Origin of the sequence: Aromatoleum diolicum, from assembly GCF_012910955.1 — a bacterium.
GTDB classification, from domain to species: domain Bacteria; phylum Pseudomonadota; class Gammaproteobacteria; order Burkholderiales; family Rhodocyclaceae; genus Aromatoleum; species Aromatoleum diolicum.
The window spans coordinates 1-12686 of sequence record NZ_WTVQ01000034.1 but is presented as its reverse complement, the minus strand read 5'-3'; the positions used below and the strand labels follow the sequence as shown (position 1 = coordinate 12686).

Sequence of the window (12686 nt, the reverse complement as noted above, 5' to 3'; positions counted from 1 at the left end):
CAAACGGGCGGTATGCCCCGCCCGATTTCTCTGCGGACACCGCGTCCGGCCGTTCGTCCGCGGTGAGGAGGAATGAACGTGTCCAAGCGGGAAGGCAGTCTCGACGCACCCAGCCGTCGCCCGATCGCGTGGCAGGACGCTGATTACTACGACGAAGCGTCACTCCACGGCGAGCTTGAGCGCGTGTTCGATATCTGCCATGGGTGTCGGCGTTGCGTCAATTTGTGCAACGCCTTTCCCACCCTGTTCGATCTGGTCGATGATGGCAAGACCGGGGAGGTGGACGGCGTCGACAAGCACGACTTCGGAAAGGTCGTAGATCAATGCTATCTGTGCGACCTGTGCTTCATGACCAAGTGCCCGTACGTGCCGCCGCATGTATGGAACGTCGATTTCCCGCACCTCATGCTGCGCGCCAAGGCGGTCAAGTTCCGCAAGGGCGAGGTGCGAATGCGCGACAGAATCCTCACCAGCACCGACGCGCTGGGCAAGCTCGCCGCCATTCCCGTGGTCGCCCAGACTGTAAATGCCGCCAACCACAACGGCGTCGCGCGTGCCGCGCTGCAATCGCTCCTTGGAGTAGACAAGCGGCGGGAACTCCCTCCTTACGCGCCGGTGAAATTTCGTGGTGCGGCCGATGTGCAGGATCGCTGGCCGGTGCGCGATGGCGAACGAACGCCGGGCAAGGTTGCGATTTTCGCGACCTGTTATATCAATTACAACGAACCCGGCATTGGCCACGATCTCGTAGCCGTGCTCGCTCACAACCAGATTCCGACGGTGCTCGCTCAGCAGGAAGCCTGCTGCGGCATGCCGAAACTTGAACTCGGTGATCTGGACGGTGTGCGCCGGCTCAAGGAACTCAATATCCCGGCACTCGCCGAACTCGCCCGCGAAGGCTATGGCATCCTCGCCGCCGTGCCGTCCTGCGCCCTGATGTTCAAACAGGAACTCCCGCTGCTGTTCCCCGACGATGCCGACGTCAAAATGGTCGCCGATGCGATGTTCGATCCCTTCGAATACTTCATGCTGCGCCACCGCGACGGCCTGCTGAAGACTGATTTCACGCAGGCGCTCGGCAAGGTTGCGTATCACATCCCCTGTCACGGACGGGTGCAGAATGTCGGGCAGAAAACGCGCGAGACCCTGCAACTGATTCCCGGCACCGAGATCACCACGGTCGAACGCTGCGCGGGCCACGATGGTACTTGGGGCGTGAAGAAGGAGTTTTACGAGCAGTCGATGAAGATCGGTCGTCCCGTATTTCGCCTGATGGCCCAGGTGCAACCGGACTTCATCAGCTCCGACTGCCCCATCGCCGGCCGTCACATCCAGCAGGGCATCCGTGACGGTGGCACCGACTTGAAAGCCGAAAAAGCCCATCCCCTTACCCTGCTGCGCAAGGCCTATGGACTGTAAGGATCTGCGACAATGAACGCCACGCACCCCATCTCCCGCGACAGTCTGCTGAGCCTCGAAGAATACGCCCGGCAGCGACCGGCCTTCCGCAACCGCGTCATCGCCCACAAGCAGGATCGCACGTTGCCTCTCGGCGATCACCTCACGCTGGTTTTCGAGGACGAACTGACGATCCGCTATCAGATCCAGGAAATGCTGCGCATCGAACGCACTTTCGAAGAGGCAGGCATCCGGGACGAACTCGAAGCCTATAACCCGCTCGTGCCGGACGGCAGCAACTGGAAGGCTACGATGATGATCGAATTCCCCGATGAGACTGAGCGACGCGCCTGGCTCGCGCGCCTGATCGCTGTCGAAGATCGCGTGTGGGTCCGGGCGGAGGGCTTCGATCCCGTCTTTGCGATTGCGGATGAAGACATGGAACGCGACAATGACGAAAAGACGTCGGCAGTACACTTCCTGCGTTTTGAACTTCCGGTCGCCATGATCCGCGCATTGAAGGCGGGGGCGGCCCTCGCGGTCGGGGTGGATCATCCGGCCTATTCGGTTGCCGTGGAGCATGTGCCAGAGGCCATGCGGCAATCCTTGTGTGGAGACTTGCGAGCTTGAACCCGGTGCAATGCGTCCTGCGCGGGGGCCTCGTGGCCCTCGTTTGTTTTTCGGTCCCCGTTTTCGCCGGGCTTTTTTCCGATCCCGATCCGGACTGGAAGGAGGGAGACTACACGATGCCCGCCGCCCCCCGCGATTTGAACCTGCGCGAATTCTTTGTCAGCAGTGCCTCGCCCAACCGCTTCCTCATCGACGAAGAGAGCCTCGCGGTGAGCGACGACGGTGTCGTGCGTTACGTCCTCGTGGTTCGCACTCCGGGTGGCGCCAGCAATGTCACCTTCGAGGGTATCCGTTGCGCGACCGGCGCGTGGCGCATCTACGCTACCGGTCGAGCCGGCGGCGAATGGTCGGCGGCACGCGATGCCAACTGGCAGCCGATCGTTGATACCACCTACAATCGCGTACGCGCCGCTCTTGCCAAGGATCACTTCTGTGACGGCCCGGTGCCACCGCGCAATCGCGACGAAGTGCTACTGCGCCTGCGCAGTACGGCCAGCAGATACGGACCTTCCGGAAACTGACCCAAGATAATGAGGCAATCATGATCGATCAGGCTATCATCGAATTCGATAAGGCGCTGCGCACGGTTTTCGCGCAGGCTCGCTCGGTCCGCCCGGTTCCTGGCGGCGAACTGCCCGATGCCCCGCTAACCGACGAAGAACGAGAGCACGTCGCCGCCCTGATGCGGGTCAATCACTGCGGCGAAATCTGCGCCCAGGCGCTGTACCAGGGGCAAGCCATGATGTCGCGTGACGAAAGCGTGCGGCGCGAACTGCAGCAGGCCTCGAATGAAGAAACCGAGCACCTGGCCTGGACTGAACAACGAATCGCGGAACTCGGCGGGCGCAAGAGTCTGCTCAATCCGCTGTGGTACGGCGGATCACTCGCTCTCGGACTGCTTGCCGGCAAGCTCGGTGACCGATGGAATCTCGGGTTTCTGGCCGAAACCGAACGCCAGGTCGAGGCGCATCTCAATGGCCACCTCGGGCAGCTACCGGCTGAAGATCGCAAGTCGCGCGAAATCCTCGAACAGATGAAAGCCGACGAGGCGCGCCATGCCGACACCGCAGTCGGTCTTGGTGCGCACGAGCTGCCCACCCCCTTCAAAGCGGCGATGAAGCTGATATCGCGAGTGATGACGACGACGGCCTTCCGAGTGTGAGGCCCGCAGGGGAGGGCGCGCGACCCATCTGCGCGCCCCCGCGCCCACTTTTTTGCTCACATGCGCAGCGGTAACGCGTTCGCCGTTCCTTATTCCACTTCGATGATGGACCACTCGTGCGTGATCTCGGCCGTTTTCGCGAGCATGATCGACGCCGAGCAATATTTTTCCGCCGATAGGTGAATCGCCCGTTCTACGGCGTCGGCTTTCAATCCCTTGCCGTGTACCGTGTAATGGAAAGCAATGCGCGTAAACACCTTGGGATCGCTCTCGGCGCGCTCGGCCGAAAGTTTCACTTCACAGTTGCGCACGTCCTGCCTGCCGCGTTTCAGAATCAGCACCACGTCGAAAGCGGTGCAGCCACCCGCGCCCGCCAGCATCAGCTCCATCGGTCGCGGAGCAAGATTGCGTCCGCCCGCTTCCGGTGCTCCGTCCATCGCCACCACGTGGCCGGTGCCCGTTTCGGCAAGAAAGGTCATCCCATCGACCCATTTGATCGTGCATTCCATCATTGACTCCGTTGTCGGCAGTATTACGGTCGCTATCGGTCGACCGGGCGCCGATTCTACCGGATCGTGCAGGGTAAGCTGCAGTGCTATCCCTAGCCGCTATTGGATGCTTTGATGCGGCGCAATAACAAAGTTCAAATGAATGAGAGCGAAAGTCTTTTAACACACCCGACAAGATCTGGAGGTATGGGGCAACTTGATAAAGATCAAATATTTACGTATGTATAAGCGCCACTTATCCTTCAATCAAAACATTTATAGTGCGATGCACAAGAAATGCTTGCCCGGTGATAAGCGGGTATGGATAATCGGTACCAGTCGGGTCGCTTTAGCCTCGCGATCCAAACGGTGTCTCCTCCACCCTCCTCCTTTGGTGTGGATTTAACGCAGTCCCGCAGGGGCTGCGTTTTTTTTGTATAGTCCACCTGTGATGCATCTGGATTTGACTTTGTGGTGGTGTTCCCGCTACCATCACGAGCTTTCCGTTTATTGGCCTTCGCCCCAGGCCGGACAAGATCGAGGATTCGAATGAAAACGTTTTCTGCCAAGCCGCACGAAGTCAAGCGCGACTGGTTTGTTGTCGACGCGGCGGATAAGGTGCTTGGCCGGGTTGCCGCCGAGGTTGCTCGCCGTCTGCGTGGTAAGCACAAGCCTATCTATACGCCGCACGTCGATACCGGTGACTTCATCGTCGTTGTTAACGTCGAGAAGCTGCGTGTCACCGGCAACAAGGCCCAGGATAAGAAGTATTACCGTCACACCGGTTTTCCGGGCGGAATCTACGAAACCAACTTCACCAAGCTGCAGCAGCGCTTTCCCGAGCGTGTACTGGAAAAGGCCGTGAAGGGCATGCTGCCGAAGGGGCCGCTGGGTTACGCCATGCTGAAGAAGCTGAAGTGCTACGCGGGTGGTGAGCATCCGCACGCCGCTCAGCAGCCCAAAGTTCTCGAGATCTGACAGGAGCCGATCAATGGCTGTTAGTTACAACTACGGCACTGGCCGCCGCAAGACTGCGGTTGCCCGTGTCTTCATGAAGCCGGGTACCGGCAACATCGTCGTTAACGGCAAGCCCGTGGACGAGTTTTTTTCGCGCGAAACCGGCCGCATGATTGTGCGCCAGCCGCTCGTGCTGACTGAAAACGACAACCGCTTCGACATCATGGTGAACGTCACCGGTGGCGGCGAGTCGGGTCAGGCAGGTGCGGTCCGCCACGGCATTACCCGTGCGCTGATCGAATACGATGAGGAACTGAAGCCGGTGCTGCGCAAGGCAGGTTTCGTGACCCGCGATGCGCGCGAAGTCGAACGGAAGAAGGTCGGTTTCCGCAAGGCCCGTCGCCGCAAGCAGTTCTCGAAGCGCTGATACTCAGGTATCTGCTGTCAGAAAGCCGCCTCTCGAGGCGGCTTTTTTGCATTTTGGCGCAGCGGAATGTGCGGTACCGGGTGCGATAATTACCCAATAGGTTTTGGGGTCAGAACCCCACAGAGGAGAAGACATGATCAAGGTTGGTGTGGTCGGAGGTACGGGTTATACCGGTGTTGAACTGCTCAGGCTGCTTGCGCGTCACCCCGGTGCGCAATTGCATGCGATTACCTCGCGTGGCGATGCCGGCATGCCCGTGTCCGACATGTTTCCGAGTTTGCGTGGGCGGGTCGATTTGCGCTTCGTGACCCCGGCCGAGGCCGCGCTCGATCAGTGCGATGTCGTATTTTTCGCCACCCCGAATGGTATCGCGATGCAGCAGGCAAGCGATCTCGTCAATGCCGGTGTGCGTGTCATCGATCTTGCTGCCGACTTCCGTATCCGCGACATCGCTGAGTGGGAGAAGTGGTATGGCATGCAGCACGCGGCGCCCGCGTTGGTTGCCGAGGCGGTCTACGGCCTGCCAGAACGCCACCGCGAGCAGATTCGCAGTGCGCGCGTGTTGGCGAATCCGGGTTGCTATCCGACGGCCGTGCAGTTGGGTTTCCTGCCGCTGATCGAGTCGGGTGCGGTGGATCTCTCATACCTGGTTGCCGACGCAAAATCGGGTGTATCCGGTGCCGGGCGTAAGGCCGAAGTGCATACGCTGTTTGCTGAAGCCGCAGATAGTTTCAAGGCCTACGGCGTGCCCGGTCATCGTCACTTGCCCGAAATTCGTCAGGGCCTCGTTGGCATGGCGGGAGCGCCGGTCGGTCTGACCTTTGTGCCGCATCTTACGCCGATGATTCGTGGCATTCATGCGACACTGTATGCGAAACTCACGAAGGACGTAGACGTTCAGGCGCTGTTCGAGAACCGTTACCGCAGTGAGCCGTTTGTCGACGTGCTCCCCCCGGGCAGTCATCCGGAGACTCGTTCGGTCCGCGCAAGCAATATTTGTCGCATCGCGGTGCATCGCCCACAGGGCGGTGACGTGGTCGTCGTGCTGTCGGTGATCGACAACCTTGTCAAGGGGGCTGCAGGTCAGGCCGTGCAGAACATGAACATCATGTTCGAATTTGACGAAATGCTCGGTCTTGACGTGGTGCCCGTCAGTCCCTGATGGAACCAATTGACTGCATCACCACTCTCATTTTGACGAAAAGGTATGCTCTGGCGCATTATGCGAGAACAGCCCCACAGAGGAGAAAACATGAACACTGCAGTCGACACCCCCGAACTGCTCGTCTTCACTGACAGCGCGGCCAGTAAGGTCAAGGAACTGATTGAGGAAGAGGGTAACCCCGAACTCAAACTTCGCGTCTTCGTCAGCGGCGGCGGCTGCTCGGGTTTTCAGTATGGCTTCACTTTCGATGAGGAGGTCAATGAAGACGACACATCGCTCGAGAAGAATGGCGTAACGCTGCTGATTGACTCGATGAGCTACCAGTATCTGGTCGGTGCCGAAATCGACTATAGCGAAGGCTTGGAAGGGTCGCAGTTTGTGATCCGTAATCCCAACGCAACGAGCACCTGCGGGTGTGGGTCGTCGTTCTCCGCCTGATCTGCCGGTTTCAGCGAGTCAAGAAAAACGGGATGCCTTGGCATCCCGTTTTTTTTCATGAACGAGCGACAGATCTTCAGTCGATCTTCGCGACGTCCGTGCGGCTGAGTAGAGCCAAGCGCTGAAACATTGCGCCGGTCTCGCGCTTGAAGGTCGCAAGTGCCTGCTTTTCCAGCGGCTGGGCCGAAGGTAGCGCAATCTTCATCGGATCCTCGGCGACGCCATTGACGCGGATCTCGAAATGCAGATGTGCGCCCGTCGACCAGCCGGTCGAGCCAACATAGCCGATTACATCCCCTTGGCGCACTCGTTCACCCTTGCGCAGACCGCTGACGAATCCGTTCAGGTGCGCATATGCGGTTTCGTAGCGGTCGCGGTGTTGCAGCACGACGATGTTCCCGTAACCACGCTGGCTGCCAACATATTCGACGGTGCCATTGGAAGCGGCCTTTACCGGGGTGCCGGTCGGCGCGGCAAAATCGGTACCGTTGTGCGCGCGCCAGCTCTTGTGAACGGGATGGAGCCGTCGTCCAAAATTTGACGAAATGCGCGAGAATTCAAGAGGATATCGCAGGAATGCCTGGTTGAGGCCACGACCGTCCGGCGTATAGTAGGTATCGGATCCATCGGCGTCCCTGTGTAGGACCACCGTATGGCTTTTGCCCTGATTGACGAACTCGGCCGCGAGAATGCGTCCTGCACGAGTTGCGATCCCTTGGTTGTGGATGGTTTCATAAACAACGCGGAACTCGTCTCCACGCCGCAGATCGCTACTGAAATCGATTTCAGTGCCGAAAATTTCAGCGAGCTTGGTCGCAACGCTGTCGGGGATCCCTGCGGCGTCGGTCGCGCCGAACAGTGTCTGGCGGATGGTTCCGGAGCGCATTTCAACGTGCGTTTCAATTGCTGCGGGATTCTCGGCTCGCGCTCGAAACCCCTCTGTGGTGCGTTCGATCGTGAATCGCGTATCGCCCCCGGATACTGGCAGGCTCAGCGATACCAGCCTTCCGTCCGCATTGACGACTGCAAAAAGCGAGCGTCCCGCACGCAGTTGCCGCTGTGCCTGCATGCCTTCCGTCTGATTCAGGAAGTCCAGTGCTTCTTGGTCGCTGACCCCGATACGGCGAAAAATCGTGTGAATGGTATCGCCTGGCAATACGCGCTCGTCGGATACAAAGGGCAAGTCCCGCTGTTCCACCGTTTCCACCTTGACCGGGCCGAGTTGTTCGATCACCGATTCGGCCGGGAAGGGCATTGGCGCGTCGCCAGGGACTACGGCGGTCGCGGCTACAACCCCGAGCATCGAGGCGCTGACGACCGCACCGAGTACCCATCCCCGGCGACGGGAAGAGGGAAGTTGATCGCTCAGTTCGGCTAGAATCCTGACTTTTCGTGCCTGCATGGGAATTTTCGGACAAAAAACTTTCGCGAGTGTAGCAAAGTTTTTAACCGTCCCGTAATGAATGGAGAGTCGCATGACTGACGTACAGGGAGCCCTCGAGCTGATCAAGCGGGGTGCCGACGAACTGCTGATCGAGGCGGAACTGATCGAGAAGCTCAAGTCCGGGCGTCCGCTCCGGGTCAAGGCCGGATTTGATCCCACGGCCCCGGACCTGCATCTTGGGCATACGGTCCTGATCAACAAACTGCGTCACTTCCAGGATCTCGGGCACAAGGTGATGTTCCTGATCGGTGACTTTACCGGGATGATCGGCGACCCGTCGGGCAAGAACGCCACGCGGCCGCCGTTGTCGCGGGAGCAGATCATGGAGAACGCTCGTACATATCAGGACCAGGTCTTCAAGATCCTCGACCCGGAAAAGACCGAAATCTGCTTCAACTCGGCCTGGATGGAGTCGCTCGGCGCCGCGGGGATGATCCGCCTTGCGTCGCGCAATACCGTCGCGCGCATGCTCGAGCGCGATGACTTTGCCAAGCGCTATTCCGGCGGTCAACCCATAGCAATTCACGAATTCCTCTATCCCTTGTGCCAGGGTTACGACTCGGTGGCGATGCGAGCGGACGTCGAGCTTGGCGGGACCGATCAGAAGTTCAATTTGCTGATGGGGCGGGAGCTTCAGAAGCACGACGGCCAGGCGCCCCAGTGCGTGCTGATGATGCCCCTGCTCGAGGGACTCGACGGTATCAACAAGATGTCGAAGTCGCTGGGAAACTATATCGGCATCGCTGAAGCGCCACGGGAAATCTTCGGCAAAGTCATGTCGATCTCCGACGATCTGATGTGGCGCTATTACGATCTGCTTTCGTTCCGATCGACGAGCGAAATTGGCGGACTTCGTCGTGAAGTCGGGTCAGGGCGTAACCCGCGTGACGTCAAAGTGCTGCTTGCCCAGGAGCTCGTCGCCCGTTTCCACGACCAGCGCGCTGCCGTCGACGCATTGACTGAGTTCGAGGCGCGTTTCCAGCGCGGGGTGCTTCCTGACGATATGCCAGAGGTTACAGTCGCGGTGGGAGCGGCAGGGCTACCGGTTTTTCAGGTCATCAAGCAAGCAGGATTGACTGGAACCACCTCCGAAGCGATGCGGATGATCGAGCAGGGTGCGGTGCGCCTGAATGGTGACCGAGTCGCCGACAAGGGGCTAGTGATGCAGTCTGGACAGACGGTCGTGCTACAAGTCGGGAAGCGCAAGTTCGCTGCCGTGCGCCTTGGTTGAGGCGCGCTCGCGTGGTCCGGCCGTCCGGATTTGCAGGGATTTGGGCGGCATGTTCAGGTGTAACATGTAACAATTCACGGCAAGGCACCGGGCACGATGGTCATGGAGCGGCGCAGGCCAAAACGAGCGTTGGTAGCATATGGCTGTCCCGCTGACGTGATGTTTAAGCGCTCGCAGGAGGTGTCTCCATGGCGATAGTGTCCCTGCCCGAGCGTAGTGCGTTGTTTCGGCCGCGTGTGATCGGACTTGCCGCGTTCTTGCTGGCGGCAGTCACGGCAGCGGTCCTCATCCTGCAATCAGAGCGGGAAGCGCGCCATGTCCGCCGGTCGGAGGTTGCCGACCTCATCGGCGACAAAGCACACGAAGTCGAAAACGCGGTCCATCATGGGTTGACGGCAACCTACGCTCTTGCCGCCTTGGTACGTCAGGGACGTGGCGCCGTGCCGGATTTCGAAGCGGTCGCCACCGAAATGCTGCGTTATTACCCAGGTGCAGATTCGCTGCAACTTGCGCCTGGTGGAATCATTCGCAGGGTCGTGCCTGTGGCGGAAAATGCCAAGGCGATTGGTCACGATCTCCTTGCGGATCCGGCTCGAACCAAAGAAGCTTTTCTCGCTCGTGATACGGGAAAGCTCACACTTGCAGGTCCCTTTACGCTCATGCAGGGCGGCATTGGCGCAGTGGGGCGCCTGCCGGTGTTCATTGATGATGAAAACGGCCACGCACAATTCTGGGGTTTTACTACCGTCCTGATCCGTTTTCCGGAGGTGCTCTCGAAGGCGCAGCTGCCTCAGCTCGTGAAACGCGGCTTTCATTACGAGCTCTGGCGGATTCACCCGGATACCGGCCTCAAGCAGATCATCGCTGCTTCCTCCCAGCAGCCCTTGGTTGATGCCGTCGACCGCACGCTAGGTATGCCTAACGGCACGTGGACTCTGAGCGTGGCGCCGATCGATGGATGGACGCATAAGTCGGATCTGGTGCTCAAGCTGCTCCTGGGGTTGGCCTTCAGTTCGCTCTTGGGATGGCTGGCCAAACAAATGGCGGAACTCAGGCTCCATAGGCGCCGATTGCAGGTGCTTGTTGATGAGCGCACGGCAGAGCTCGCAGCACGGGAGGCGAAACTTGCGGCGCTGATCGGATCCTTGCCCGACCTACTGTTCGTCATGGATGAGTCGGGTCGCATCACGGAACTCCATTCCCCGGATCCTTCCCTGCTTGTCGCGCCAGCGGAGCATTTTCTGGGGCGATCATACGAAGAGTCATTCCCGGCGGAAGTGGCGGGTGACATCCGGAGTGGCTTGATTGCGATCGAGCGGGACGGACAGCGGCGCGAAATCGAGTACTCACTCGATTTGCCTGGCGGACAGCGGCGGTTCAGTGCGTCCATGAGTCAGCTATCGCGCCTGGATGGGGGGCCGGCAGGTTTCATCGCGCTAGTTCGCGATGTTTCCGAGCGCAAGCTTGCGGAGGAACGCATGCGTGAGGCCATGGTCGTTTTCGACGCCTCGAGCCAGGGCATCATGACTGCGGACGCTGCGGGCGTCATCACTTCGGTAAATCCCGCCTTCTGTACCATCACGGGCTACTCGGTATCCGATGTGGTCGGACAAACGCCAGCGATGTTCAAGTCCGGACGCCACGATGACGGCTTTTACCAGAATATGTGGTCGACCCTTGAAAAGACCGGTAGGTGGGAAGGTGAGATCTGGAATAGGCGCAAGTCAGGCGACGTCTATCCGCAGTGGCTTACCATTTCCGCCGTGCGCGACGATGCTGGCAAGCTTATTAAGTATGTCTCCATCTTCAGCGACATGACGCGCCGCAAGCAGCGCGAAGAGGTTATCTGGCGCCAGGCGAACTTCGATGCGCTGACCGGGCTAGCCAATCGCAATTTATTGCACGATCGCCTGGAGCGCGCGCTCGCACACAGTCGTCGTACGGGCAAGAGGGCAGGGCTGATTTTCCTTGATCTTGACGGCTTCAAATGGATCAACGACACGCTTGGCCACGATGTCGGCGATGAAATGCTCGTCGAGGTTGCGGGCCGATTGCAGGAATGCATTCGCCAGCAGGACACGGTGGCGCGCCTCGGGGGCGACGAATTTACCCTCGTTGTCGAGGATATCGATGATGCAGAAGGATTGCAGGTCATTGGCGACAAGGTGCTCAGGGTGTTGCGCGCCCCGTTCCTGTTGGCTGGCGCAAATCGGTATGTTTCGGGAAGTCTCGGGATTACCGTGTTCCCTGACGACGGCGATAACGTTCAGACGCTGCTGCGCAATGCTGATATTGCAATGTACCAATCGAAGCAACTTGGCAAGAATCGTTGTCAGTTCTACGCTCAAGACATGCAGGAAGCGGCCCGCGCGCGCGTCCAGCTCGAGGCAGAACTGCGCTCCGCCATCGAACTGCAGCAGTTCGTCCTGTACTACCAGCCGATCATTCATGCGGCCAGTGGTACCGTTGCCGGCGCCGAGGCTCTGATACGCTGGCGTCACCCAGAGCGTGGGATCGTGGCTCCCGGCGAATTCATTCCGGTCGCCGAAGATACCGGGCTGATTGTGGCAATCGGCGAATGGGTGTTGTGCGAGGCCGTGCGCCAGTCCCGGCAGTGGCGTTCGCAAGGACTCCCATTACTGCGGATCGCAGTCAACGTCTCGGGCGTGCAGTTCCGCGAAGCCGGACTCGTAGGACTTGTTACGCGCCTGTGCGGAGAACATGGCCTGGAGCATTCCGAACTTATCCTTGAAATTACCGAATCGGTGCTAATGCAAAGCAGCGACCTCACTGAGGTGCGAATGCGCGAAATCAGCGCGCTTGGTGTTGGATACTCCCTCGACGATTTCGGTACCGGATATTCTTCACTCTCCTATCTCAAGCGCTTCCCTGTCGACGTCGTCAAGATCGACCGCAGCTTTGTGAATGACTGTCCCGATGATCGAAACGATACTCTCCTAGTCGAAGCCATCATCAATATGGCCCATAGCCTCGGCTTGCGCGTAACCGCTGAGGGTGTCGAGACGGAGGCCCAGCACGACTTTCTGCGAGCGCGCGGGTGCGACTATGTACAAGGCTTCCTTATTAGCAGGCCACTAACTGCTGACGATTTCGAGGCGTTTGCGCGGCGTCATGCGGCAAGTCGTTGATTAGATAATGCTTTACTGTCCGTGCAGACTGCCTGCTGTCGGCGCCTTGTTCCTCCCGTGCAATTTTCTCTTTTGGGAGCTTGACAGTATATTTTGGGTGTCTATAATTCGCCCCTCTTCGCGGCACTGGCGGTGGTTAGGCGGGTGAAGCGGGGGGTCGGGAAGAGGGGAAAAGGTTTTGCCGGTATTTGAAACGA

Annotated in this window: 12 protein-coding genes; 10 read left to right on the top strand and 2 right to left on the bottom strand. The window is 59.3% G+C overall.

Annotated elements, in window-relative coordinates:
- The first annotated feature begins 72 nt into the window (after positions 1–72).
- From GPA25_RS17325 to coq7, 4 genes are read left to right on the top strand one after another with little or no spacing between them, the layout of a single operon-like run.
- Entirely contained in the window at positions 73–1419 is a 1347-nt protein-coding gene (locus GPA25_RS17325; RefSeq protein ID WP_211163191.1) for a heterodisulfide reductase-related iron-sulfur binding cluster, read from the top strand.
- A gap of 12 nt (positions 1420–1431) precedes the next feature.
- A complete protein-coding gene (locus GPA25_RS17320) occupies positions 1432–2028 on the top strand; it encodes a DUF3501 family protein (RefSeq protein WP_169261663.1) in 597 nt (198 codons plus the stop codon).
- 32 nt (positions 2029–2060) lie between these two features.
- Positions 2061–2549 (top strand): CNP1-like family protein, encoded by a 489-nt coding sequence (locus GPA25_RS17315; protein WP_425486406.1) that lies wholly within the window; start codon positions 2061–2063, stop codon positions 2547–2549.
- 20 nt (positions 2550–2569) lie between these two features.
- A complete protein-coding gene (gene coq7, locus GPA25_RS17310; protein WP_169261661.1) occupies positions 2570–3190 on the top strand; it encodes a 2-polyprenyl-3-methyl-6-methoxy-1,4-benzoquinone monooxygenase in 621 nt (206 codons plus the stop codon).
- An 89-nt stretch (positions 3191–3279) separates the two neighbouring features.
- Here coq7 and GPA25_RS17305 read toward each other — a convergent pair whose 3' ends face one another.
- Positions 3280–3699: an OsmC family protein gene (locus GPA25_RS17305; protein WP_169261660.1), complete on the bottom strand. Its 420-nt coding sequence runs from the start codon at positions 3697–3699 to the stop codon at positions 3280–3282.
- Between the two features lie 528 nt (positions 3700–4227).
- Here GPA25_RS17305 and rplM point away from each other — a divergent pair.
- The 4 genes from rplM (at position 4228) to erpA (ending at position 6665) form a co-directional block, all read left to right on the top strand.
- Positions 4228–4656 (top strand): 50S ribosomal protein L13, encoded by a 429-nt coding sequence (gene rplM / locus GPA25_RS17300; RefSeq protein WP_169261659.1) that lies wholly within the window; start codon positions 4228–4230, stop codon positions 4654–4656.
- Between the two features lie 13 nt (positions 4657–4669).
- The gene (rpsI, locus tag GPA25_RS17295; protein ID WP_169261658.1) at positions 4670–5062 is read left to right on the top strand and encodes a 30S ribosomal protein S9; all 393 of its coding nucleotides are present in this window, start codon (positions 4670–4672) and stop codon (positions 5060–5062) included.
- 133 nt (positions 5063–5195) lie between these two features.
- Positions 5196–6224: an N-acetyl-gamma-glutamyl-phosphate reductase gene (gene argC / locus GPA25_RS17290; RefSeq protein ID WP_169261657.1), complete on the top strand. Its 1029-nt coding sequence runs from the start codon at positions 5196–5198 to the stop codon at positions 6222–6224.
- Between the two features lie 90 nt (positions 6225–6314).
- On the top strand, positions 6315–6665 hold the full coding sequence (gene erpA, locus GPA25_RS17285; RefSeq protein ID WP_169261656.1) for an iron-sulfur cluster insertion protein ErpA: 351 nt from the start codon (positions 6315–6317) through the stop codon (positions 6663–6665).
- A 76-nt stretch (positions 6666–6741) separates the two neighbouring features.
- On the opposite strand, the gene GPA25_RS17280 is transcribed toward erpA, so the two are convergent.
- Positions 6742–8142 carry a peptidoglycan DD-metalloendopeptidase family protein gene (locus GPA25_RS17280; RefSeq protein ID WP_425486405.1) on the bottom strand — a complete coding sequence of 467 codons (1401 nt, stop codon included), beginning with the start codon at positions 8140–8142 and terminating at the stop codon, positions 6742–6744.
- On the opposite strand from GPA25_RS17280, the gene tyrS reads away from it, so the two are divergent.
- Both tyrS and GPA25_RS17270 read left to right on the top strand, forming a co-directional pair.
- A complete protein-coding gene (gene tyrS, locus GPA25_RS17275; protein ID WP_169261655.1) occupies positions 8141–9340 on the top strand; it encodes a tyrosine--tRNA ligase in 1200 nt (399 codons plus the stop codon). The genes GPA25_RS17280 and tyrS overlap by 2 nt on opposite strands.
- 188 nt (positions 9341–9528) lie before the next feature.
- Positions 9529–12489 (top strand): bifunctional diguanylate cyclase/phosphodiesterase, encoded by a 2961-nt coding sequence (locus tag GPA25_RS17270; RefSeq protein WP_169261654.1) that lies wholly within the window; start codon positions 9529–9531, stop codon positions 12487–12489.
- Positions 12490–12686 lie beyond the last annotated feature (197 nt).